The organism is Ktedonobacterales bacterium, assembly GCA_036557285.1.
Taxonomy (GTDB): domain Bacteria; phylum Chloroflexota; class Ktedonobacteria; order Ktedonobacterales; family DATBGS01; genus DATBHW01.
The window spans coordinates 45,568-68,937 of record DATBHW010000016.1; the positions used below are offsets into that span (position 1 = coordinate 45,568).

Here is a 23,370-nt window from a genome sequence, read left to right on the forward strand (position 1 = left end):
AATCGCCAGTTACGACTGCTTCCACAAAAAGCGGAATCACATCGTCGCCAACTAGAGTATACAGACAGCGCGTCAACCAAACGTCATCCACCGCGTCACGCCTGATACAATCTCAGCGCAGCCAGTTCGGCGCGGGCCTGGTGCGCCTCAAGCGTTTTGCGCGCTTCGCCAAGCAGAATGCGCCCCTCTTGAGCAGATGAGCCAGCGAAAAGCAGCGCCTCGCCCCACGCTGCCTGGGTGCGCGCTCGTTCCAGGGGAAGGCTGAGCTTGTCTGCACGCTCCATCAGCCCGGCAAAAAGCGTATCGGCATCCGACCAGACACGGCGAGCCGCCAGCGCACGCGCACAGAGGCGCTCAGCCTGCATGCACAACAGCACGCGCCCCTGAGCGCGGCACGTCTCCAACGCCGCATCCAGATGCGGCTCAGCCTCGTCCAGACGATCATCCAGCAGCAGCGTCTCGGCAAGCCAGAGCAGCAAGCGCGTGCGTAAATGCCAGTAGCCCTTGTCGGTGATAAGCGCCAGCGCCTCCTCCAGCAGCGTCCTCGCACGCTCAAGGTCGTTCTGGCCGCGCGCCGCCAGTGCCAGACCTGCCCGATACCCAGCCTGCCGTTCAAGATGGCCCAGGTCTTCAGCAAGCATGAGGCCGCGCTGGAAGCACTCTGTTGCCGCCGCCCACTCGCCCAGATACAGGTGAATCTCGCCCTGCGTGCTTAAAAGATGGAGGAGAGCGCCAAGCAATTCGTGAGCCTCGGCCAACTGCTGTCCCTGCGCCAGTGCCCGCCGGGCAGCTTCAGGCTGCCCCAGCAAGAGACTGTGATAAGCAAGGTTATTATAGGCAAGCGCCTGGAAATAGTGCGCGCGCGACGACGCGGCATGATTTGCCGCTTCCGTGTACAGGTCTACAGCGCGTGCGAGTTCGCCACGCTGCGCGGCGACATTCCCAAGCTCAAAGAGGGTGGCGTAGAGTTCTTCGGAAGTATTGGCGAGCTTGTGAGCATTGACAGCTTCCTGAAGATGGCGTTCAGCGGCAGGCAGATCGCTCCCCTCCATCGCCAGGGCCGCGCCAAGCAGCCGGTGGCCTCGCTCCACCAGGCCCGTTTGCTCGCCCTCCTGAAGCGCCGCGCAGGCGAGCAGACCAGCCTCAGCCGCCGCAATGGCACCCTGGTAATCGGTGGTAACGAGCGCAAGTTCAGCCATCTCCAGGTGGGCGCTTGCCTGAGCCGCCACGTCTGCGGTTTTGCGGGACCACTCCAGGCGCTGTTGATGCCAGTACGCCGCCAGATCAAGCTGACCCAGCCCTTGATGCAGCAGCCCCAGCGTGGCGCTCAACTGAAGCATCTCTTCAGCCGTAGCCATCGGCGCGAGCAGGTCATGCAGGTGACGCAGAAAATCTAACGCTTCGGCCCCGTCGTACTCTCGCGGCAGTTCCGCCAGAACGCGCAGCCCATACCGCCGAGCGCGGTCCACGTCTTCCCCCAGCACCGCATGCAAGGCTGTCTGGCGCAGCGGAAAGTGCTGCTGAAGCGCCGGGCAGGCTTCCAGCATCTCGGCCAGCCGACGGTGAATCCTCCTGCGGCGCAGATGGCTCAGGCGAGCGGCAACCGTCTCGCGCAGCAGGTGATGGGGCAGAGCGAAGGTATCGCTGCTCGTCTCAATTACCAACTGCCGCGCCAGCAGATCATCCAGAATCGCCAGCAGTTGATCGGGCTGGACGCCCAGGAACTCGCACAGCAACTCGAACGGCAGCGGCGCGTCGGCCACCGCCAGCACGTCCAACACATGGCGCGCTTCATCCGAAAGGTTGGCAAGCCGCCAGGCCAGCAGGTCATGAATCGTATCGGGTAGGGCGCTGGTCGTGCGCCAACGCAGCCAGCGGCTCATATCCAACTGCCAGCCATCGCCTACCGGCGTAAGCACCGCTTCAGCGCGCAACTGAGCCAGGATTTCCAGCAAGACAAAGGGGCTGCCCCCTGAACGCACATGCAGCCATTCCGCGACGGGCGCCACAGACATGGGGCTGATGCCCGATGACTGAAGGAGCGCCGTCACCGCTTCGAGCGCGAGGGGTGGCAGCGACAAGAGGTGCAGGTCGCCCTGATGGCTCCGTGACAGGACCAATCGCTGCAACGCGGGAATTGCCTCAGCGCGCTGAACCGTCCCGACCAGCAGCACTGGCAGGCTGCGCAGCCGCGTGGCGAGCAGGCTGAACAGATGCAGCGTTGAGCTGTTGGCCCAATGCAGATCATCAAGAGCCAGCAGCAGCGGCCCATCGCGGGCGAGCATGCGCATCGCCTGCATCAGCCGCCAGAAGAAACGCTCCTGATTATCGGAGGCCGGACCGCCAGCGTCGGCCAGGAGATCGGTCAAATCGCCTAGTTCGGCGCTCTGAAAGGCTTCGAGAATCGGCCCATAGGAGAGCAAATCATCGAACGGTGAACAGGAGCCTTGCAAGATGATCCAGCGCGGCGTTTCTTCCGACAGCCTGCTCACCAATTCATCCAGCAAGCGGCTCTTGCCACTGCCAGCCTCGCCTTGAATCAAGACAGCAGCGCCCCGGCCAGCAGCCGGACCCTGGCCGAGCGTCAGCAGTGTCTTAAGGAGCGCATCGCGGCCAATCAGCGGGAGCGCCTGCGGGCGGCTGCTGGTCAACCGCGCAGGTGTTCCAGCAGGCGACGGCACTCGCAGGCGCGATGTCAAGGCTTCACGGATGAGCGCCTGCGTTTCAGCGGACGGCGCCAACCCCAATTCTTGCCTCAGTTCCATCTCGAACTGGCGATACTGACGCAGGGCCGGGCCAACAGCCCGCGCGCGCAGATAGCAGCCAATCAACCGCTGCTGCGCCTCTTCCGCCAGAGGCTCTAGCTGCACGATCCGCTGGAGATAGCCGATGGCTGCATCCCATGCCTGGCTGGCCTCCGCCTCAGCAGCCCGGCGATTGAGCGCATCAAGATAGCTCTGGCGCAGTTCAGCCTGCTCGAAGCGCATCCATTCCTCAAACAGCGGGGCATCATCGAGCGTAAAGCCTTGCAAGAAGGGGCCGTGATAGAGCGTGAATGCCTGGTCCAGCGCGCCCTCAGCGCCATTGGCGATCAATCGGCGAAACCGAACCGCATCACAGGCGTCCTCAGCAAGCTGGAGCGAGACCAGTTCCCCATCCCCAACTAGCGCGGCATCCGCGCCGTTGGCCTGGAGTGCCTGGCGCAGATGGTAGAGGCTGGAGCGCAGCGAGTGGCGCGCATTCTTTTCCAGCGAATCGCTCCAGAGCAGCGCGGCAAGGTGATCGCGCGTGTGGGCATGCCCAGTAGCCGCCAGATAGCACAGCAGCGCCCGCGCTTTCTGGTGATGCAGGGCCAGGGGCGCGCCCGCGATCTCGATATGCGCTGCCCCCAACAAACGAATTGCAATGGGAGTGAGGCCATCAGCCATGAGCAGACCTCCTGGTGTTCCAACAACGCTTCCCCATTGTACACCGAACATTCAGACCTGCACAGAGAGGTTCTTGCTCTGCTGTCCTGGTTGGCTGGCTGACAAGAGGGGATTGACAGGTGATATGCTCCAGGTTAGAATAGAGTACGAATGAGGAAGTAGATTAGCGCTCGCAGGAAGGAGGCAAACAGTCTAAGATCATTGCCTATGTTGGTAGGAGCCAGCTTATCCGCTTGCCAGATGTACATCTAGCAAACTCATGGAGGAAGACACCATGTTTCACAAGAAGCTCATCATTGTATTGGCATTAGCCATTGCGCTCAATGGTCTGGCTCTCGGAGTTCTCCCCTCGTCCTCTGTAGCAAAAGCCGCCAGTCAGGCTAACCCCGTAGCAACGTCGCCTCTGCCCAGCGCCAATACACCGTATACCATCAGGTGGGTAGACCTGGAAGGCCATGATGTGAAAGTCTGGCACGGCACGTATGCCCAGGCGCTGCCAATCCTCCAGCGGGAGGACGCAGAGCGTATCAAGAATCAACCCCCACAGACCCGGCCCGACTCTATAGGAGCCGGGCCATCTTTTGTGAAAAGACCCCTGAATGACCGCGAGCCTCGATAGGCGATAGGCTTCAGATACTCTTTCCTGCTATAAGCAGTTCCCCCCTTGAGGAAAACACTGCTTATGGTTTTTTTCCTCTTGCGAAGCTTGTTTTTTGGAGATATGCTGGTTCAATGGAACTCGTGCCAGTCCACTCATGACACTGTGAAAGGCAAGGTACATCATGAGCAACCACCCCTTGAAGTTGGGGTATAAGGCTTCGGCAGAGCAGTTTGGGCCACGCCAGCTTCTCGACTTCTCCATTCAGGCCGAGCAGCTTGGCTTCGATAGCGTCTGGATCAGCGACCATTTCCAGCCCTGGCGACACACCGATGGACACGCGCCCTTTGCGCTCTCCTGGCTGGGGGCCTTGGGACAGCGCACCGAGCGCATTTTGATGGGGACGAGCGTGCTGACGCCCACCTTCCGCTATCCGCCAGCCATCATCGCGCAGGCGTTTGGGACATTGGGCGTACTCACCCCTGGGAGAGTGATCCTGGGCGTGGGGACCGGCGAATCGCTCAATGAGATTGCCGTCACAGCCGCCGAGTGGCCGCCAGCGAAAGAACGGTTAGATCGCCTGCGCGAAGCGGTTGCGTTGATTCGGCGGCTCTGGACTGACGAATTTGTGAGCTTCGAGGGAACCTATTATCGAACGCGCAATGCCACTATTTATGATCGCCCCGACCAGTCCATCCCCATCTACATCAGCGCGGGCGGCCCTGTCGCCGCCAGGTTCGCGGGCCGCGCTGGCGACGGGTTTATCTGCACCTCTGGAAAAGGCGATGCCCTCTATCGCGATCAACTCCTGCCAGGGCTGGAGGAAGGGGCGAAAGCAGCAGGGCGCGATCCAGCCGCCATTGAGCGCACCATTGAGGTTAAAGTCTCTTATGATACAGACCGCGAACGAGCGATGGCCGATACGCGCATCTGGGCCGCGCTGGCGCTTCCCGCAGAAGACAAGGTGGCTATTCACGACCCACGCGAGATGGAGCAAAAAGCCGCCAGCGTTGCCGACCAGGCGCATCGCCGCTGGCTCGTCTCGAACGACCCCGATGAGCATATCGAACAGATTCGTCCCTATATCGAACTGGGCTTCACCCATCTGATCTTCCATGCCCCAGGAGACGACCAATCCCGCTTCCTACAACTCTACGCGAAAGACATCTTACCCCGGCTCAGAAATCGTTGGGGTTAAACAACACACCATCCGCTTGCAGTGCCGCCGGATGAGGCGTATCATCAGGGTCAGTCGTAAAAAATGACGTGGGCGGCATGGTCGGGAGCAGGCGCTCTATCAGCACTTCATCCACCCGCGCCCCTGCCGCTTCGAGCGCCGCAAAGACCACCCCAATTACCGGCTCGAAGCGGCAGGGCGCCAGGCGCGCAAAGGGCGCTGTCTGCCGAACCCGTTCCAGAACCGCATCTGGCAGGACAGACGCGGGATGGTGAAAGACACCACCAGCCAGAACCAGGGGGAACGCTGTCCCTTCTATGCCAACGCGCCGCGCCGCCGCCAGCACATACTCACCCAGCGCCCGCCCATGCTCCTGCACGATACGCCGCGCCACGAGATCACCGGCTTGCGCTTCATCCAGCAGGATAGGTGTCAGGCGACTCATATGATCGGGAGCCTGACGCTCGCGGCCCGTAAACAGATGCAGCAGCGCCTCGACGGAATCAAGGTGAAACAAGTCCAGCGCACGCGCGGTGAGCGTCGTCGGGGGTTCAATGCCCAACTCCGAGCGATAGACCGCCACCAGGGTACTCCGCGCGAGTTGATGACTGCCCTGGGTATCATCCTGCCAGTGGCTGGTATGCCAGGTGCGGCCATCGGGCGCGCGAGCGCCGACCGCCGCGCCAGTGCCACAGATCAACGAGACACCGACCGCGCTAGAGACACCCGCGTGTAAGACGCCCAGCGCATCATTCTGCACGATGATCGTGCGTCCGAAACCGCGCGCTTCTAGCGCAGCACGCAGCAGCGCGAAATCTTCCGGCCAGTCAGCGCCAGCCATGTTGAACACACCCGCCACCAGATCAGACGCCTCGACATGCGCTATGCTCAACGCGCTCGTCACCGCGTGCTCGATATTGGCAACCGCCGCAGCGGCAGAGTCGCCAGACTCTGGCGTCACTGGAGCGTTATAGATGTCTCCACAGCCCCCGCGCCCAACCCCCAGAATCGTTCCGTCCAGGGCCACCACCAGCGCCAGAGTCTTGGTATTGCCGCCATCAACACCCAGCACGCATTGCATAACGCATCTCTCCAGCTTCATTTCTCCGCTAGCGGAGCAGGCGCTCTGGCAAATAACGCTGATGCGCCGCCGCCATCTCATCATAAAGCGCTTCTGCTGTATGCAGCGAGAACACCAATGGATGGCTCGCCAGCGCGCGAATCGCGTCAATGCGAGTTCCGCTCCAGGCGGACTCGGCAGTCAACGCCTGATATTCGCCAAGCATCTGCACCAGCCCGACCAGATGGCGCGGCATATGCCCTTGCATCAACGGAACAGCGCCATGACGATCTACAAACCCCGGAAGCTCGACCACCAGATCATCCGGGAAATCAGCGATGGCCCCCTGGTTGGGCACATTGACATATAACACTTCTTTACGGTCATTGTAGATGGCATCCATCGCATCAATGGCTAGTTCCAACTCGTGAATGCCTCCCCGCGAGCGCGTCGGATCGAGTTCTGGAGAATCTAGAGCGGCTTGTTCGCGGTAATGCGCCCAATAGTCTGGCACACTCGCCATAATATCTTGTGCGCGCGTGGTCGCTTTTGCTCGCTGTTCCGCCAGTACTTCTTCTCTGAAGTAATAATACTGGAAATAATGATTGGGCAGCGCATCCATCTGACAGGCCAAATCAATCATGCGCAGTTCATAGGCAGGCGTCTCAGGATCATGCAGCAGTTCCTCGCGCGCCCGGCGCAAGATGGGAATGAAATCGTGCCCATCGTACAGGTGACGCACGCTCCACGACCCGTGATTCAGCCCGATAGAAACGGCATCCAGCCTATCAGGGTCCAGACCAATCATCTCCGGGTAATCTCGATTGCTGGCAATCGGCCCCTCGCAGAGCGAGATGGTCGGGATGGCCGTATGGTGTGTCACCGCTTCCGAAACAATATTGATCGGGTTGGTGTAATTAAAGAGGCGCGCATGGGGGCAGACCGCTTCCATATCGGCGATGATGTCTTTCATCACATGAATGGAACGCAGCGCCATAAAGAAACCGCCTGGTCCCTGCGTCTCCTGGCCGATCACACCATGCTTGAGCGGAATACTTTCATCCAGATGACGCGCCTCGAACCCGCCAGGCCGGAAACTGGTCAGCACCGCGTTGCAATCGCGCAGGCCCGCGCGCCGATCTGTCGTCGTGGTAATCGTCAGGTCCAGCCCGCGCGCGCGCGCCATCTTGCAAGCAAGTGTTTGGACGACATCCAACCGATCCGGGTCAAGATCAATCAGCGACACTTCCGACCCGTTGAAGTTTTCGCCCTGCTGGACAAATGAGGCCATCGTGCCAGCAGCGCGGGTACTTCCTCCACCAATATACGCCAGTTTAATACGTGCCATCACCGTTTCTCTTTCTAAATATGGGTTGAAGCATCGCTACTCGTTGCCATGTTATTCTGTGCCTTCTGGAGCACAGCCGCTGCTCCTCCATCGCCATAGAGAAAGCAATGCGTCCAGTGTCCGTCCTCGAAGAGGGTACGTTCAGGAAAGCGTTCGCGGCAGACTGGCATGGCAAAGGGGCAGCGTGGATGAAAGCGGCAGCCGCTGGGTGGGTTGATGAGGCTGGGAATCTCGCCGCGCGCAGGCAGCGACTTCACCTTGCCATCCGATTGCAGACTATCGGGGTCTGGCGCAGCGGAGAGCAGGAGTTGCGTATAGGGGTGCTTTGGCCGCTGAATCACTTCTTCGCTCGGCCCTCCCTCCACCGTCTGCCCGGCATACATGACCAGCGTATCTTCAGCAAAATAGCGGGCGCTGGCAATATCATGCGTGATGAAGAGCAAAGCAAGCTGCTCCTCATCTTTCAGGCGCAGCATCAGGTTCAGGATGTCCAGGCGGATAGAGACATCCAGCATCGAAACCGGCTCGTCAGCAAGCAACACCTCTGGCCGCGCCGCCAGCGCGTGAGCGATAGCTACACGCTGGCGCTGGCCTCCGCTGAGCTGGTGCGGATATTTCTGAATAAATTGTTCGGCAGGGCTGAGGCTTACCCGATTAAGCAGCGCCAGAATCTGCTCGGTCTCCTCCTGTTTGCTGCGCGCGAGCTTGTGCAGCCGCAGCGGGCGCGACAGGTGATAGCGCACACTATGCACCGGATTGAGCGATGAAAAGGGATCCTGAAAGACCATCTGCACATGGCGCCGATAGGCGCGCAGGGCAGCGCCCTTCCCAGGTTTCACAGGTTCCCCTCGAAAGGTCATGATGCCAGAGGTCGGTTCATAGAGCCGCGCGAGCAGGCGAGCAATCGTGCTTTTGCCACTGCCGCTTTCCCCCACCAGCGCCAGCGCGCGGCCCGGATACAGCGCCAACGAGGTATTCTCGACAGCATGCACGACGTTCTGTCCACTAAAAAGCCTGACCTGCCGCAAAGGGAAATATTTACGTAAGTTTCGGGCTTCCAATACTGGCGACGAAGCGGAAAGCACGTCTGGCTGAGCAATCGTCATTACGCCGCCTCCTCTACGGTAGCCCTACGCATCCCAAGTCGCTGCATTGCCTTGCGCAGCGCCAATTTCGGTGTGGATTCTTTGCGCAGCCGAGGGTTGGCAACCTCATCAATTCCAAAATTGAGATAGGCAAGTCCTGCGCCCAACAAGGCGATACACAGACCAGGCGGCAGGAACCACCACCAGGCCCCTTGCAGCAGCGCGCTGCCATTCTGTGCAAAAAAGAGCATCACTCCCCAGCTAATCCCATTGAGATTGCCCAGACCAATATATTCCAGACCTGTCTCGGCCAGAATAGCATAAATAATCGTCCCCAGGAGTTCCGCCGCTACCAGCGCAATCTCGTTCGGAAAAATCTCGAAGAAGATGATACGCAGTGAACCTTCCCCCCTGGCGCGGGCAGCTTCTACATAGTCCCGGCTACACATCGAAAGCGTCTGCGCGCGCAAGACTCTTGCTCCCCAGGACCAACCGGTGACGATAATCACAATGCCCAGGGTCACGGTCCCATTGAAGGGGAGGTAAACAGCCAGCAAGATAGCGAGCGGCAGCGTTGGAAGGACCAGGAACACATTCGTAGCTAGTTGGAACATCTCATCAATGACGCCTCCATAGTAGCCAGAGATCAGGCCAACCACCACCGAGAGGAGCGTTGTCAAGCCCCCCGCGATGAAGCCCAGCGCCACAGAGAAGCGCGCGCCCACGACTACCTGAGCAAAGACATCCTGCCCGCTCAGCGTGGTACCCAGCCAATGGGCAGATGATGGTGGAACCAAAATATCGTCGGTAATCGCAATGGGGTCTTGTCGCACAAAGAGCGGGCCAACCAGCGCGAGCAAAACAAAGAACCCGACAATACCAACCCCAAATGTCACCTTGCGATTCAGCGTTACCAGCCGCCAGAGGGTATTCAGCCCCTGGGCAAAGGGCGAAGCTGTTTGTATCATCATTCCCTCCTTACTGGCGTACTCGCGGATCAAGAACGACATAGAGCAGATCGGACAGGAAATTGGCGGCCAGCACCGCGATGGCAATGACCAGAAAGAGACCCTGGATCAGAGCAAAGTCTTTATTATTGACAGCTACCAGGAACGCATAGCCAATGCCCGGATAATTAAAAACAATTTCTGTCAGCAAAGCGCCGCTGACCACAAAACCAAGTGAGAGCGCGAAGCTGGTGATATTTGGCAAGATCGCATTGCGCGCCGCGTACACAAACATGATGCGCCGGTCTGGCAGACCTTTCGCTTCAGCCATCAGAACATAATCTTCAGAGAGCGTGGTAATCATCATGTTGCGCATTCCCAGCAGCCAACCGGCAATAGAACTTACGATGATGGTGATGGCTGGTAAGATCGCATGCTCAATGGCGCTGAGGATAAAGGTCATATTCCAGCCAGGCACGGTGTTATCTATGTCATAGCCGCCCAGGGTAGGAAACCAGTTAAGGAGAAAACCAAAGACGTAGAGAATAATCAGCGCAAACCAGAAATAGGGAATAGCTGAGAGAAACGTGAATACCGGCGGGAAGATCGTATCCATCGCTTTGCCACGCCGCCAGGCGACAATGACACCCAGGAACGTCCCCAAGGCAAAACTGATAACCAGCGTAACACCCACCAGCATCAGTGTCCAGGGAAGGTCTTGGGCAATAATCTTGGAGACAGGTGTGGGCAAATAGGTAATCGAGGCGCCCAGGTCGCCATGCGCCAGGTTGTTAAGGTACTGGAGGTATTGTGTCCACAACGAGTCATGGTTATTGACACCCAGCAGCACCTCCAGCGAATGGATCGTCTGGGGGCCGACCCTGCCATGCAGACGAGCTATCAGCGCCCGCACAGGGTCGCCGGGCGAAAGACGCGGTAAGAGAAAATTGAGCGTCACCGAAACCCAGAGCGCGACCAGATAAAAAAGAAGACGGCGTAGCAGGTGGCGCATCCCGACCCTCCTTAGCGAAGTAGTGATGCGAGGGGGATAACGGGAAACCGGGAGCGTTATCCCCCTCTGTAGAACGAAGGGAAAACTGTCGCTAAGAAGCCGGTTGCAGGTGCAACAGGACGATCTCACTGTCCGGGTATTGATACGGGGAAGGCAAGGCGTAGGCGTTTTTCTCGTCGGGCCATCCGGTGAAGTTGGTACTGTTGTACTCATACCAGTATGGCTCATTTGTCAGCGGAATGGCTGGCATCTGCTCAACCATGATTTTCTGAATCCCAGAGATCGCTTGCTGCTGAACAGCAGGGTCGCGGGAAGTGATGAACTGATTCAGCAATTGATCTGTGGTCGGGTCTATCCAGCGTTCCCAATCACCATTCGCTGATTCTCCAATGGGCGCTGAGTTTGTGGAGAGCAAAAGCGAGGAATACAGGTTGTAGGGCGACGGCCCAGCGTAGGTTCCTTGCATGGAGATTTCGTAATCGCCATTCGCTACATCGGTATAGAAAGCGTCTTCCGAGACTGTTTTGACCTTGAGTTCAATGCCGATAGCCTTGAGATCGCTTGCTATGACCGGAGCGCCTGCCACCCAATCCGAGTACCCCCCTGGTATCTCGAAGGAGTATGACATTCTGTGTCCTGCTGAATCAACATAGATGCCATCCGACCCTTTGTGGAAGCCAGCGCCTTCAAGCAATTGGATGGCCTTGGCAGTGTCCACCGTGAACTTGAGGTCTTTGTAGGCAGGGTCAAGGTATTTCTGGTCAACCGGTAAGAGGCCGGTGGGGTGGGCTGGAGTTTCATAGCCGCTTTCGGCGATCTTGGACCACTTATCGCGGTCAATTGCCAGGCTAATCGCCTGCCTAACCGCAACCTGATCGAAAGGCGCCTTCGTCAGGTTCACCAGAATGTACAACACGTCGCTGGGCGGGAACCAGAAGTGATTGTGAACCGGGTCGCGCTTCACAAACGTGTTTTGCAGGTTGGGGGCGTAAATGCTGTTCCAATCAACCTTTCCCTGATCCATTGCCAGCTCTGCCGTCGAATTGTCCTTGTACGCCGGGAAGCGAATCTCTTGCACTTTCGGCAAGCCCGGCTGCCAGTAGTTGGGGTTCTTCTTCATCTTGACAAGTTGGGGGGTGAATGACTCGACCATAAATGGCCCTGTGCCGACTGGTTGGGTATCGGCATACGTGGTCGGGTCCGCAATCGTAGACCAGATATGTTCGGGTACCATCCAGGTCTGCCCACCCACCGAGAACAGGGCGTCATCGTTCGGGCTGGCTAACGTGACCACAACCGTATTGTCGTCAGGCGCGCTGACATTACTGAGTATCGGTTGTGACCATAAGCCGTTCGTATCCAGGGCATCATATTTCTTGAGGAGATTGAGTGTAAACACCACATCCTTGCTGGTGAACGGCTTCCCATCTGACCAATTCACACCCTGGTGCAGGTTAAACGTGATTTGCAAGCCATCGCTGGAGACCGAATAACTTGAGGCGAGCATACCCGTGTACTTGCCATCGAATCGATTAAAAAAGAGCAGAGTCTCGTAGAGCGTACCTTCCGATGAAGCAACGACGTTCGATGTGGCATCAAAAAACGGATTGAAGTTCTCGGTCCAACTGTCGGTCTGATTTGCCACAATGGTCAAGTAGCTGCGAGTCGGCCCCTTATTCCCTGGGTTCCCACAGCCGGCCAGCAGCATCGAGAATGCGACCAGCAGCACCAGGAATACCGATCTTTTCCTGATACCAGGGGAAGGACGGGGATGATACATCATTGAGTGCCTCCCATTGTTGAATTACTATGCTGCCAATCAACGTGGTAAATCGCTCCACAGGATTCGCGCACGATAAGACTGGTTGGAAGTTCGATGCGGATGGGCTGAGTGGGCCTACTCAGCCCATCCGCATCTGTCCTGCGTGGTTTGTTCACAAGTGATTGCCCATCATGAGGGGATTCCTCTGGGGGAAGGACTAGCGAGAGTAAAAGTTCAATCCCCTGCCGCCCCATCTCAAACGAAGGTTGCCTGATCGTCGTGAGAGGTGGGCGAACATGCGCAGACGGGGCGTCGTCATCAAAGCCAACCAACGCAACATCTTTGGGCACTAGCAGACCATACTCATCAGCAGCCACCAGGACGCCATAGGCCATTTGATCGGTTGCGGCAAAGATAGCCGTAGGCCGTTTCTCTGGCGGAAGCGCAAAAAGCTTGCTGGCACAGGCGCGCCCGGAAGGAGGCAGAAAATCACCCTCAAGCACAAGCTCAGGATCAGGAGTAATGCCTGCTTCTTGCAGTGCCCGCAGATAGCCCGCATGGCGATCATGGGAGGCCAAATACTCGGGTGGCCCTTGAATATGTGCGATACGCCGATGGCCGAGATTGATAAGGTGGCGTACCGCCATATACGCGCCGGTTACATTGTCTGGCCGCACCCAAGAGGCACTATGTTCGGACTGATCATCAATCACTACCACAGGCAGCCCCTGCTGATAGAGCCGCGTCAAGAGTGATGTAGCGCGACTGGGGAAGACGGCCAGGATTCCAGCCGTCAGGTGTGTCGCCAGCAGGCGGTTGATGATGTCGCTGCGGTTTTTGTCGAAATCTTCATCATTAAACGTGTAGAGAACGAGTTCGTAAGCTGTATTGTTGACAACCTCAGCAATTCCACGCATCAACTCAGGAATCATGGACCAGCTGAACGAGGGAACCAGCATACCGATCAGGCGGCTCTGGCCGCCCGCCAACCCGGCAGCCGTGATGCTGGGGACAAAACCCTCCCGCTCGATAATCGCCAGGACGCGCTCCCGCGTCTCCGAATCAACATCTGGTCGGTGATTCAGCACCCGTGAAACGGTAGTCCGCGAGACGCCTGCCAACCGGGCAATATCGATGATCGTAACCTTCTTTGCCATCGGACCCCTTCTATGTCAGGCAGTTTGCTTGTGAACGATTCCGGAAACGATTCCGGAATCGTTCACAAGCAAGTATACCAGAAACTACACAGAAGTCAAGGTGTATTTCGGCAATTTTAATCGCCGCTGCGGAGAGGCGCGCGTAGATGCGTATCAAGAAAGCGCGCAATAGCCGGATAGACGATCAGATGCGTTGAGCGTTTCGTGAACTGGTGCCCCTCATCATCGAAGCGCAGATACTCCACCGGCACATTCCTGCGGCGCAGGGCTTCCACCATCTGTTCCGCCTCGCTGACCGGCACGCGCGGATCGTTTGCGCCATGCGCCACGAAGAGCGGCGCGGTAATCCGATCTACAGCGTGAATAGGCGAGATGTGTTCCAGAAAATCGCGGTCCCGTTCCAGGCTGCCATATTCAGCCTCGCGCAGCTTGCGCCGCCAGGGTCCAGTGTTTTCCAGAAATGTCACGAAGTTAGCAATGCCCACCAACTCGACGCCTGCCGCCCACACCTCTGGAGAGGTGGTCAGCAGGGAAAGAACCATGAAGCCGCCATAGCTGCGCCCCATCACCGCAATCCGCTGTGGATCAGCAATGCCCTGCTCTGCCAGCCAGCGCGCCGCTGGCGGCAAATCGGCCACAGAATCCATACGCAGCCGCACATCATCCAGGCTCTGATATTCGTACCCATAGCCAGTGCTGCCGCGCACGTTGGGCGCAAGCACGACAAAGCCTGAGCCAACCAGATACTGAATCACCGAGTTATAGTTTGATGAGTTTGGGCGGAACTGGCCTTCTGGCCCGCCATGCACATAGACAATCGCTGGCAGCCTGCGCGCTTCCATATCTTGCGGCAGATAGAGAAAGGCCGGAATCTGGCGGCCATCAAACGTCGGGTAATGGACCAGCGCGGGCGCTACCAGATGTTCGCGCGCAATACCGCCGCGCGCGCTGCGAGTGGCGCGCCAGAGTCTTGTTTCGGCAACATCCCACACCCAGACATCAGGCGCGTCATCGGCGGTATCCAGCGTGAAAGCCAGCCGCGCGCCATCGGGCGACCACTTCAGATCATGGATCGTGCAGGCTGGCAATGTCGGTGTTGGTAAGCTGCGCCGCTCTGCCCAGCCTGCCGCAGCATCAACGATCTCCAGCCGCGAATACCCCTCCTCATTTGTCACCAGCGCCAGGCGAGTGCCATCATCGCTCACCGCCAGTTCCTCAGTATCCCAGGATATATCGCGCAGAAACGTCATCTCTGTCGTTACCAGGTCAAGCCACGCCAGCGAGAGATAGCTGCGATTGCGGTCACTTAAGAGATAGAGTCCTCGGCCATCTGCTGACCAGGCCGCCTCAACATGGCTGGCGGGGCCATCCCCAATCTCCGGCGTCAGCGGGCGCGCCTCGCCGCTTTCAATGTCCAGCAGCAGCAGTTGATTGCGGATATTGGACTCGACTCGGCTGATCAGGAGCGAACGCCCATCAGGCGCATAGCGCACCGGATGATTCGTCCCATCGTGGCGCAGGATAAGCCTGGGCGAACCACCCGCGAGCGTCTGCTCGTACACATCGAAGAAACGCGGATCGCGCGCATTGCTGGCAAAGGCGATCTTCATCCCATCGGGCGACCAGCCCCCAAACTCGTGAATGATCTCAGGGGCTGAGGTCAGCGGCCTTACCGTTCCGCTCTCAGCCTCAAGCAGCCAGAGCTGCGTATGTTCGTTGCCGCCGACATCTCCGGCCACCAGGATCGTTTCATCTGTTGGCGAGTAGGCTGCCCTGGAAGCGCGCTCGCCGCGAAACGTAAGCTGCTCAGGCCAGGCAGAAACCGGCGCATGCACATCAACTGGAATCCTCCAAACCTCGGCCACACCCGTAATATCGGTAAGAAAAGTGAGCCGCTGCCCATCTGGCGAAAAGCTCGCTCCAGACGCCGAGCGTATATTGAGATAGCTCTCAAAACCGTAACGCGAGTTCCGGGTAGTCTCCATGTTCCTTAACGCCTTTCCTGCTCTGAATAAAACCACTGCTTCTTGATCTAAGAAGCAGCTCGCCCCTTGCCTGTCCCAATCGTCTCCTCGCTGGCGCGCGCCTCTTTGGCAATCAAATCAGCGGCAATGGGCGCTTCGCGGGAGATATTGAAGAGCGTGCCACGAATGTTGTAATTCATCCCTACAAAATAGAGATGAGGGACGCCAGCAGCCCGCAGGCCATCCATCAGCGGGCGACCAGCATCATCCAGGGTAATAACATCAGCGAGATAGCGCAGCGCGGGCCGATAGCCTGTTGCCAGGATAATGCTGTCAAAGTCAGCCATTTGCCCGTTTGCAAAACAGACGCCCGCAGGCGTGAAATGCTCGATTGCGCCAGCAACGCGAATAGCTCCTTGCCGCGTATGCTGCAAGAGGTCCAATCCAATGATCGGAATCCCTGCGCCATCCAGAACACCCTGCGTTGGGCGTGGCACGCCTGCCCGCGCCTGGCGCTGTGCTGATCGGCGCAGCAGCACCGGAGCAATCAATCCCGTCACAGAGCGCGGCAGCACAGCGATGAGATGCGCCCACCACTGAATGGGTACCCCCAGCAGGTTCAACGGCACGACATTTGCTCCCGCGCGGATAGAGATCGTTGGTGTCAGGCCATGTTCCGCCAGATCGATGGCAATCTCCGCTCCGGTGTTCCCGGCCCCGATCACCAGAACCCGCTCTCCGGCGTATGGCGCCGCGTTCTGATAGGCGGCGGCATGAAGCACGCGCCCCTTGAAAAGCTCCATATCACGATAGGTTGGGGTAAGGGGCTGGCTGAACATACCAGCCGCTGAAACAAGCGCCTGGGCGTGATACTCGCCCTTCGTCGTCGTCACGCGCCAGCCGCCCTCCTCTGGCACGACATGTGTCGCCGTGCAGTTCGTCTCAATCGCCAGCCCAAAGTGATCGGCATAAGCGGCCAGATACTCGGCAACCTGGGAGCGCGAGGGATAGCGGGGAAAAGCGCGCGGCATGGGGAAGCCGGGCAGACCAGAGAGACGTTTGACCGTATGGAGATGGAGCCGCTCATACAGCCGCAGCCAGGTATAGCCCACAGCATCGCCTGCTTCCAAGATCAGAGGACTAATACTACGCTGCTTGAGGCACATGCCAGTAGCCAGCCCCGCCGGACCAGCGCCAACAATAATGACGGGCGCTGACTCAACCGCACGACCCATGCTTTCCCTCCTGAGCAACGAACAATCACGGCTTACGCCGACAGCTTGCCAGCTTCTTGCTGAAGAAGAGCCAATCCCCTCGCTCCTATGATACACTGTAGCCTGCCACACGAGAAGGTGTATAAGTCGCTAAATGGAGAAAACTAGATGGATTTCAGCAGCAAAGTCGCCGTTCTCACAGGCGCTGGCGGTGGCTGGGGGCGCGCGGTAGCCCTCGCTTTTCTGAACGCCGGAGCCTCTGTCGTCGTCGTGGAGCGCCCGGAGGTGTGCGCCGAAAGAGCAGGCTGGAAAGCAGAACTGGGGAAGCCAGGCGAACAGTTGACCCTGCTTCCAGGCAACGTCTTTGATGAAGCCAGTGTAGAGGGTATCGTCAAGGATGTACTGGCGCGACATGGTCATTTAGATGTGCTGGTGAATATGGTTGGCGGGTTTGCCGCCGGTCAACCCGTGCATGAAATGAACCCGGAAACCTGGGAGCGTATGCTCCAGTTGAATCTGCGTTCCGCCTTTCTTTGCTCAAAGCACGCGGCCCACCCCATGATTCAGCAGCGATGGGGCCGCATCATCACCATTTCTTCGCGCGCGGGCGTGCAGCCTGGCCCCAAAGCGGCGGCTTACGCTGCATCGAAAGCAGCGGTCATCTCGCTGACCGAATCGCAGGCCGAAGAACTTAAAGACGATTTCATTACGGTAAACACGGTCTTGCCCAGCATTGTTGATACCCCCGCGAATCGTCAGGCTATGCCAAAAGCCGACTTTTCCCGCTGGCCCAAAGGTGAGGAGATCGCTCCGGTCATCCTCTTCCTTGCCTCGGAGGAAGCGAAGTTGATCAATGGCGCGGCCATTCCGGTGTATGGCCGGGCCTAGCGTCATGCCCTCCTGGGGGTGATCGGGTTGCTTCTGATTCCGACTGATCGGCGGCAGACGCTTCCGGCGCTGCGCCGTTTGAGGACGGCTCTTCTGCTGCTGGCCTTTCTGCTGATGGCGTCTCAGGAAAGCGGCGATGGATGATGGCATTGTGAAGCATGGTGGGTACATCTTCCGGGGTTTCACGATGACCGGCCAGCCAGGAATTGATCTCCGCGCCCATCAGCAGCAGGAAAGCGAAGTAATAAAAGAAGGAAAGGAGAAGGAGCAGAAAACCAGCCGTTTCGCCATATTTTCCCGGACGAATGAGCGCGCTGGCAATCCAGGGAAAGAGCAGTTCATAGACAACCAGAAACAACGCCGCCAGGGCGGCCCCCGGCCAGCTATTACGCCAGCCGACATGGCGGCTAGGTACCAGCAGGTAGATTGCCAGCAGCCAGATAAACGCCGCGAGATACGCCCCCGCAAACACGGCAATCTGGGCTATTAATCCAGGTGGCTGGGTATGCCAGACCTGCTGGACAACTGTGGTGGTGAGCAATGAAGGAATGGCTGCTCCCAGAAACATGATGGGGGCCAGAAGCACAAACAGCGCCGTCAGGCCAAGCGCCACCAGTTGCTGTCCAAGCACCGAGCGTGGTCGTTCACGATAGATGATTGCGAAACAATCATCCATCCTGACAACAAGGCGCGAGCCGAACAAGAGCGCCGAAATCAAGCCCACCACCAACAGCACGCCAGAGGATTGCTTCAGATCATTCGTGACCGCTACGATGACGTGGCTCGATATTTGCGCGGGAAAGACTTGCTCAAGTGCAGCAATCAGTTTCTCCTCTGTGCCAGAGCGCAGCCCTTGCAGCGCCAGGCCCACCCCGCCGATGAGCAGTAGAAAAATCGGCACCGTTGCCAGCAAAAGATAGTACGCCAGCATCCCGGCCAGATCAAAAATCCAGTCGTTGAATGCTTTATAACAAAAGCGTATTGGCACAGTGCGTCGCAGCGCCGACCAGTTGATGCGAAGCAAGCGCATCTTCCCCACCTCTGCTCATATTTAACACTCGCCAGGTTGATCTATGAAAATACAAACGCACGATATATTCCAAATTGCAGATAGGACAGGCATCTTCTTCTATCGAGTGCCATCAGAGTCCATGCCAGATATTATGAACTGATCCACTCCACCACATGCGCTTCCGTGAGGTCAGGGACTTCTAGCTTGCGCATCAGGCGATAGATCACCGCTTCGGGGACAGGATTGGGGCGCGCGGCATTCCTGCGCAGCATCTCATCAAAGGGGGCTTCTACATAGACGATGCGAACCCTCGCGTGATATGAGGTGAAAAAGTCGATCAACTGTGAGCGCAGCAAACGGGTAACATTGGTCGCATTCCACACAAAGAATTGCTGTTTGCGCATCAATGCGCGCGCCTGCTCTTTCGCCACTTGAATCACCCGCCCTTGCTGTGCTTCAGAGGCAATCTTCAAGTCCTGGCGCAGACGATCAAGGGAAACTATCGGCCAATCCGAGCAATGTTCTGCTATCCAGCGGTCTTTTCCCACGCCGGGCAGCCCGGCCATCAACACTACCTCAAAGCGCGAATCATCATAGGCCGTATACTCCGGGTCTCTGCCCTCGCCGCGAAAAAACAGGAAACGGCTCTGCGCGTTCGCAAACGACCTGGGGCCGTGATAACACCGCTGCTCCTGGCAGAACTCGCGGAAGAGTTCGATGCGTCCCAGCAATGCCTGCTGGTCGGCGCAGATGCGCCCCCTGACATCCACCTCTGCCAGCAGCGCCAGCCTATCCAGGCGAACCGTCTGGCTGGCTTCAATCACCGCACGTTCAGGAGCCGACTTTTCCAGAAACCATAGAGGCAAGCCGTGATAGCGAACCAGTTTAGCAATCCGCTCCCGCTGAGCAAAGGGCGCGGGCGCGCGAGCCGCAGGCGAGACTGCGGGAACCCAGTTCCCGCAAGCGCCCGCGCCTTCGGCGGCGGGCGCGCGAGCCGCAGGCGTGTCCAGGCCGATGCCTCGCCATAAAATCTCCCTTGCCAGCGATTCACCTTTGCGGGCATGCTTCTTCGAGCTAATCCTACCATCTGGCTCGACGACAGTACACGCTGGTTTCGCCACGTCATGCAGCAGGGCGGCGGCAAACAGCGCCTCGCGTTCCTCTTGAGGCAAAGCGCGCCATTCGTCTAACACGATCAAAGCTTCCGCAACCATGCGCGTGTGAATCAGCACATCCCCTTCGGCATGAAACAGCGGGTCTTGCGGCGTGTCTCGCATCGCCTGTATCCAGTCACACTGCGCCTGGATGCGCTCCCACGACAATCGCCAATCTGGCGGCATGGGGCAAAAGGGAAAAGACCAGCTTTGTATATTCTCTCGCTCGTCGTTCACAGCCTGCCTCATTATCTCGTGTGCGCTTAGAAGAGCCGGACGCCAGGTTTCAGGCCGTTGGGAATGATCGGGCGATCAAGCCAATGGCTGTCGGAGTCGAGGACCGTTTGCAGAAAGCTGGAGCGCACATATTTATAGCGCCCCTGCACCTGCCCACCTTCCTCGACCTTGATATATAAGCCTTCCATCAAACCGCTTTGATCGGTCTTAGGTAAGACCAGTCTGGCGTCCAGATTTCTTACAGTGCAGATCGATTCCAGGCGGCGCAGAGAATCCGGGGCAATAAAGTGCGATGGGCCGACCAGCGCCGTCAGTTCCCGCAACGACTTCACCTGCCCCTCGTAAAGCACCTTGACCGACGCGACAAAAGGCGCTTGCTTCAGCAGTTTCCTGCGCCTCTGCGTGCTGAGAAAGACGGCATTTACTTTGTCGAACAGATCAAACTCCAGAAAATAATGGGGCAAGTCAGTGTAGAAGATACTGTGTTTGGCATACAACCACTCGCCATACATCACATAGCGATCAGCCAGCGCGTCCCATAAGTCGGTGGTGTAGCGCCCGGCCCAGGCTTTGAGAAGGTGAAAATGTTTTTCTCGTTCGCCGCCAACCAGGTAATGCCCCCGGCTTTGCAGGAGCAATCGGCCATCAGGGTTAAAGCTCACCGCGCTGTTAGCCCCATCCATCTTTTCTTCCACCACCAGATAGCGCCCTGCAAGCTCTTGAAACGAAGCAACGCTCACATCTTCATCGCCCGGCTGCAAGCCGGAGCCTTCGATATGCCGTGTGCGTGGATATTTATAAATCTCGCTCATCCCTGCCCCATCTTTGCCACGATCAGGATATGGTTCAGAACATAACTCACGTTCACATGCAGCGCCCCTTGCTCTGTCAACAGCGCCCTCAACGTGCGCTCGTCAAACAGATGAATATGCTCAGGGTTATGGTCTTCTTTGGATGGTATTGAGCAGATAAGACACCTGCTTGCCACCCGGCAGACTTCCGCCAGCGCCTTTGTAGTATCGGGGATATGCTCCAGCACCTCCAGCATCGTAACCACATCAAAGCTGCGATCAGCAAACGCCAGCGAAGTGACATCCATCTTCAACGCCGTAAGCTGCGTCATACCGCCAGCATGTACCGCTTGCATATCCGCCACACGATAATCAAGCAGATCAAGCGCCGTGACGGGCAGATCGGGAAATTCGGTGAGCAGCGGCCAGAGAAACGCGCCCCTGCCGCTGCCAATGTCAAGCAGGTTACACGGCTGAAGACCCTTTAGAACACCCAGCGCCTTCCTGACACGCGGCAGTTCCATCGTTCGCTTAAACCGATGCAAGCGGAGTCCCTGGCTAATGCCAAATTGAATAACCTGCTCCAGCGCCTCATCAGAAAGGTCATTGAGCGGTTGAGCAAACAATGGCCTATGCTGCTCCGCTAGAGGGGTATGCAGCAGCTTTCCGCGCACAAAGGCAGCCGCAAGCCGTGAATAATAAGCTGGGGCGCTGCTCATGGGTGCCAGGCCTCATCCTTTGGGAAATCGGCTGAAGTATAGCACATGGGGCCGCAAAGCAGATGATTACACGATCCAGTCGCGGCGCTCAGCGAAGGCATACAGCGCCCGCTCCTGGGAGGGTGCTTCTACCGCGCCCGTACAGACGGCGCGAACCGTTCGCAGGGCTTCTGCCGGGCTGGCGCCGCTGCGAATGAGATAAGCGGTCAGGACGGTTCCGGTGCGCCCCTGGCCCATCAGGCAATGGACCACTACTGCGCGGCCAAGCGCGTGCTGCTCATCAATAAACTCAAGGGCGCGCACGAGTTGTGCTGTCGTTGGAGGGGTCAGGTCTGGCACAGGCAGATGTAATACGGCCAGATCATGCCGCGCCAGAGCTTCAGCGTTCAGTTGCGTTTCAGTAAGCGAGAGGACCGCGCCGATACCTTGCTGATTCAGCCAGAGCAGATCATCATCCAGCCTATCGGCTTCTTCAGAGTGGGCATCTTTTTCGCGCGCGAAAGGATTACCTCCACCTCTGCCGCCTGGACGTGGGCAGCCTGCCAGCAAGCCCTCAATCAACCAGTAAAAACCGCGCATAACCTTCTCGCTATCCTCCTTCGCCTTTCTTGCGTCCTTCTTGCTTGAAGTGTACCATCTGGCGCTGATTGGCAAATCAGTCTTCCAGCCAGGTTTGTGCTTTTCTCCGCCTGCCCAAAGGTCTAGGTAGCTCACTCAACAGAAGGGGGATGTGGCCGCGCTCACCGCATTGTATGCTCAGAGTGTCCTACCGAGTCACGCCAACGGGCTGAGTTCACAAGCTATCACCACCAGGCTATTTACAAGACACAAGGTTTTGGCCCGTTCAGAGCGGCAGGAGTACCAGAGGAGAAGATTACAATGGCAGAGAAACAAGGCCAGCCATCAGTGCTGAGTCAGTTTTCAGATCAATTAGCAACCGTCGTCGAGCGCGCCGCGCGCTCCATCGTTACCGTCGCAGCCAGACCGCGCCAGACCGCAACCGGCATTCTCTGGCAAGCCGGGCAAGAAACCATCATTCTCACTGCCGATCATGTCATCGAGCGCGAAGAAGATATTACCCTTACCCTGCCGGACAAGCGCGAAGCGAAGGCTCAGCTTATTGGCCGCGATCCCAGCACTGACCTGGCCGCGCTCCGGCTGAGCGGCGTGGAACTGGGCGCGGAGAACGTCGCCGCAGAAACCAGCGAAGGGCTGCGCGTCGGCCATCTCGTCCTGGCGATTGGGCGGCCATCATCAGACGGGCCGCGTGTTTCGTTTGGCGCGGTCAGCTCTATTGATGGCCCCCGGCGCTCCTACCAGGGCAGCGAGATCGAAGGCGTTATCTATGCCGATGTAACGCTCTATCCTGGCTTCTCAGGCGGGCCACTCGTCGATCTTTCAGGGCGCGTGGTCGGTCTGAATAGCTCGCAGCTTACCCGCCAGAACAGCAGCGCGCTTCCCGTCGTGACACTGCGCCGCGTGGCAAACACGCTGCTGACACATGGGCGTGTGCGGCGCGGATACCTTGGGGTCGGCACCCAGCAGGTGCCTTTCCCTGCCGCGCTCGCGCAAAAGGGCGGTATCACCCAGCAGACGGGCCTGTTGATCGTCGCCGTCGAGCCTGGCAGCCCGGCAGAGAAAGCAGGCTTGCTGATCGGCGATCTACTGGTTTCGCTGGGCGGCCAGCCGACAACGGATGGCGCGACCCTGCGCGCCCAGCTTGGGGCTGATCAACTGGGCCAGGCGCTCCAGGCGAAAATCTTCCGTGGTGGCGAGCCGCGCGACATCAATATCACTGTTACCGAACGGTCCTAGCT

General features: G+C 58.3%; 19 protein-coding genes. 4 read left to right on the plus strand and 15 right to left on the minus strand.

From position 1 onward, the window contains the following. Nucleotides 1-95: 95 nt before the first annotated feature. Nucleotides 96-3,428: an AAA family ATPase gene (locus VH599_05545; protein ID HEY7347763.1), complete on the minus strand. Its 3,333-nt coding sequence runs from the start codon at nucleotides 3,426-3,428 to the stop codon at nucleotides 96-98. Nucleotides 3,429-3,702: 274 nt separating this feature from the next. Between VH599_05545 and VH599_05550 the strand changes: the two genes are divergently transcribed. Next, nucleotides 3,703-4,047, plus strand: a complete 345-nt coding sequence (locus tag VH599_05550; protein HEY7347764.1) for a hypothetical protein — start codon at nucleotides 3,703-3,705, stop codon at nucleotides 4,045-4,047. 163 nt (nucleotides 4,048-4,210) lie between these two features. Further along, nucleotides 4,211-5,224 carry a glucose-6-phosphate dehydrogenase (coenzyme-F420) gene (gene fgd, locus VH599_05555; protein HEY7347765.1) on the plus strand — a complete coding sequence of 338 codons (1,014 nt, stop codon included), beginning with the start codon at nucleotides 4,211-4,213 and terminating at the stop codon, nucleotides 5,222-5,224. Here fgd and VH599_05560 read toward each other — a convergent pair. From VH599_05560 to VH599_05600, 9 genes are all read right to left on the minus strand, one after another. Next, on the minus strand, nucleotides 5,205-6,284 hold the full coding sequence (locus VH599_05560) for a BadF/BadG/BcrA/BcrD ATPase family protein (GenBank protein ID HEY7347766.1): 1,080 nt from the start codon (nucleotides 6,282-6,284) through the stop codon (nucleotides 5,205-5,207). The genes fgd and VH599_05560 overlap by 20 nt on opposite strands. 28 nt (nucleotides 6,285-6,312) lie before the next feature. Further along, nucleotides 6,313-7,611 (minus strand): hypothetical protein, encoded by a 1,299-nt coding sequence (locus VH599_05565; GenBank protein HEY7347767.1) that lies wholly within the window; start codon nucleotides 7,609-7,611, stop codon nucleotides 6,313-6,315. Nucleotides 7,612-7,625: 14 nt separating this feature from the next. Then, entirely contained in the window at nucleotides 7,626-8,717 is a 1,092-nt protein-coding gene (locus VH599_05570; protein HEY7347768.1) for an ABC transporter ATP-binding protein, read from the minus strand. Next, on the minus strand, nucleotides 8,717-9,667 hold the full coding sequence (locus tag VH599_05575) for an ABC transporter permease (protein ID HEY7347769.1): 951 nt from the start codon (nucleotides 9,665-9,667) through the stop codon (nucleotides 8,717-8,719). Before VH599_05575 ends, VH599_05570 begins: the two co-directional genes overlap by 1 nt. Before the next feature lie 7 nt (nucleotides 9,668-9,674). Next, complete coding sequence (locus VH599_05580) at nucleotides 9,675-10,655, minus strand: ABC transporter permease (GenBank protein ID HEY7347770.1); 981 nt, start codon at nucleotides 10,653-10,655, stop codon at nucleotides 9,675-9,677. 91 nt (nucleotides 10,656-10,746) lie between these two features. Then, the gene (locus VH599_05585; protein HEY7347771.1) at nucleotides 10,747-12,438 is read right to left on the minus strand and encodes an ABC transporter substrate-binding protein; all 1,692 of its coding nucleotides are present in this window, start codon (nucleotides 12,436-12,438) and stop codon (nucleotides 10,747-10,749) included. Beyond that, nucleotides 12,435-13,574, minus strand: coding sequence for a LacI family DNA-binding transcriptional regulator (locus tag VH599_05590; GenBank protein HEY7347772.1), 1,140 nt, complete (start codon nucleotides 13,572-13,574; stop codon nucleotides 12,435-12,437). Before VH599_05590 ends, VH599_05585 begins: the two co-directional genes overlap by 4 nt. A gap of 116 nt (nucleotides 13,575-13,690) precedes the next feature. Next, complete coding sequence (locus VH599_05595; protein HEY7347773.1) at nucleotides 13,691-15,559, minus strand: S9 family peptidase; 1,869 nt, start codon at nucleotides 15,557-15,559, stop codon at nucleotides 13,691-13,693. A gap of 47 nt (nucleotides 15,560-15,606) precedes the next feature. Then, on the minus strand, nucleotides 15,607-16,773 hold the full coding sequence (locus VH599_05600) for an NAD(P)/FAD-dependent oxidoreductase (GenBank protein HEY7347774.1): 1,167 nt from the start codon (nucleotides 16,771-16,773) through the stop codon (nucleotides 15,607-15,609). Nucleotides 16,774-16,920: 147 nt separating this feature from the next. Here VH599_05600 and VH599_05605 point away from each other — a divergent pair, with 147 nt between their 5' ends. Further along, nucleotides 16,921-17,640, plus strand: coding sequence for an SDR family NAD(P)-dependent oxidoreductase (locus tag VH599_05605; protein ID HEY7347775.1), 720 nt, complete (start codon nucleotides 16,921-16,923; stop codon nucleotides 17,638-17,640). Here VH599_05605 and VH599_05610 read toward each other — a convergent pair. From VH599_05610 to VH599_05630, 5 genes are all read right to left on the minus strand, one after another. Further along, the gene (locus VH599_05610; protein HEY7347776.1) at nucleotides 17,603-18,670 is read right to left on the minus strand and encodes a YihY/virulence factor BrkB family protein; all 1,068 of its coding nucleotides are present in this window, start codon (nucleotides 18,668-18,670) and stop codon (nucleotides 17,603-17,605) included. The two genes, VH599_05605 and VH599_05610, sit on opposite strands and share 38 nt — an antisense overlap. A gap of 131 nt (nucleotides 18,671-18,801) precedes the next feature. After that, nucleotides 18,802-20,043, minus strand: a complete 1,242-nt coding sequence (locus tag VH599_05615) for an AAA family ATPase (protein ID HEY7347777.1) — start codon at nucleotides 20,041-20,043, stop codon at nucleotides 18,802-18,804. Between the two features lie 26 nt (nucleotides 20,044-20,069). Further along, nucleotides 20,070-20,855, minus strand: a complete 786-nt coding sequence (locus VH599_05620) for an RNA ligase family protein (protein ID HEY7347778.1) — start codon at nucleotides 20,853-20,855, stop codon at nucleotides 20,070-20,072. Continuing rightward, nucleotides 20,852-21,553 (minus strand): class I SAM-dependent methyltransferase, encoded by a 702-nt coding sequence (locus VH599_05625; protein HEY7347779.1) that lies wholly within the window; start codon nucleotides 21,551-21,553, stop codon nucleotides 20,852-20,854. Before VH599_05625 ends, VH599_05620 begins: the two co-directional genes overlap by 4 nt. A gap of 66 nt (nucleotides 21,554-21,619) precedes the next feature. Continuing rightward, the gene (locus VH599_05630; GenBank protein ID HEY7347780.1) at nucleotides 21,620-22,132 is read right to left on the minus strand and encodes a dual specificity protein phosphatase family protein; all 513 of its coding nucleotides are present in this window, start codon (nucleotides 22,130-22,132) and stop codon (nucleotides 21,620-21,622) included. A gap of 300 nt (nucleotides 22,133-22,432) precedes the next feature. On the opposite strand from VH599_05630, the gene VH599_05635 reads away from it, so the two are divergent. Then, on the plus strand, nucleotides 22,433-23,368 hold the full coding sequence (locus tag VH599_05635; protein HEY7347781.1) for a trypsin-like peptidase domain-containing protein: 936 nt from the start codon (nucleotides 22,433-22,435) through the stop codon (nucleotides 23,366-23,368). Nucleotides 23,369-23,370: the final 2 nt, after the last annotated feature.

Excerpts from the sequence above, each read along its gene's own strand:
- VH599_05630 (HEY7347780.1), bottom strand. The coding sequence starts at position 22,132 with ATGCGCGGTTTTTACTGGTTGATTGAGGGCTTGCTGGCAGGCTGCCCA.
- VH599_05625 (HEY7347779.1), bottom strand. The coding sequence starts at position 21,553 with ATGAGCAGCGCCCCAGCTTATTATTCACGGCTTGCGGCTGCCTTTGTG.
- VH599_05595 (HEY7347773.1), bottom strand. The coding sequence starts at position 15,559 with ATGGAGACTACCCGGAACTCGCGTTACGGTTTTGAGAGCTATCTCAAT.
- VH599_05545 (HEY7347763.1), bottom strand. The coding sequence starts at position 3,428 with ATGGCTGATGGCCTCACTCCCATTGCAATTCGTTTGTTGGGGGCAGCG.
- VH599_05635 (HEY7347781.1), top strand. The coding sequence starts at position 22,433 with ATGGCAGAGAAACAAGGCCAGCCATCAGTGCTGAGTCAGTTTTCAGAT.
- VH599_05575 (HEY7347769.1), bottom strand. The coding sequence starts at position 9,667 with ATGATGATACAAACAGCTTCGCCCTTTGCCCAGGGGCTGAATACCCTC.
- VH599_05570 (HEY7347768.1), bottom strand. The coding sequence starts at position 8,717 with ATGACGATTGCTCAGCCAGACGTGCTTTCCGCTTCGTCGCCAGTATTG.
- VH599_05550 (HEY7347764.1), top strand. The coding sequence starts at position 3,703 with ATGTTTCACAAGAAGCTCATCATTGTATTGGCATTAGCCATTGCGCTC.
- VH599_05585 (HEY7347771.1), bottom strand. The coding sequence starts at position 12,438 with ATGATGTATCATCCCCGTCCTTCCCCTGGTATCAGGAAAAGATCGGTA.
- fgd (HEY7347765.1), top strand. The coding sequence starts at position 4,211 with ATGAGCAACCACCCCTTGAAGTTGGGGTATAAGGCTTCGGCAGAGCAG.
- VH599_05600 (HEY7347774.1), bottom strand. The coding sequence starts at position 16,773 with ATGGGTCGTGCGGTTGAGTCAGCGCCCGTCATTATTGTTGGCGCTGGT.
- VH599_05560 (HEY7347766.1), bottom strand. The coding sequence starts at position 6,284 with ATGCAATGCGTGCTGGGTGTTGATGGCGGCAATACCAAGACTCTGGCG.
- VH599_05610 (HEY7347776.1), bottom strand. The coding sequence starts at position 18,670 with ATGCGCTTGCTTCGCATCAACTGGTCGGCGCTGCGACGCACTGTGCCA.
- VH599_05580 (HEY7347770.1), bottom strand. The coding sequence starts at position 10,655 with ATGCGCCACCTGCTACGCCGTCTTCTTTTTTATCTGGTCGCGCTCTGG.
- VH599_05590 (HEY7347772.1), bottom strand. The coding sequence starts at position 13,574 with ATGGCAAAGAAGGTTACGATCATCGATATTGCCCGGTTGGCAGGCGTC.
- VH599_05565 (HEY7347767.1), bottom strand. The coding sequence starts at position 7,611 with ATGGCACGTATTAAACTGGCGTATATTGGTGGAGGAAGTACCCGCGCT.
- VH599_05605 (HEY7347775.1), top strand. The coding sequence starts at position 16,921 with ATGGATTTCAGCAGCAAAGTCGCCGTTCTCACAGGCGCTGGCGGTGGC.
- VH599_05620 (HEY7347778.1), bottom strand. The coding sequence starts at position 20,855 with ATGAGCGAGATTTATAAATATCCACGCACACGGCATATCGAAGGCTCC.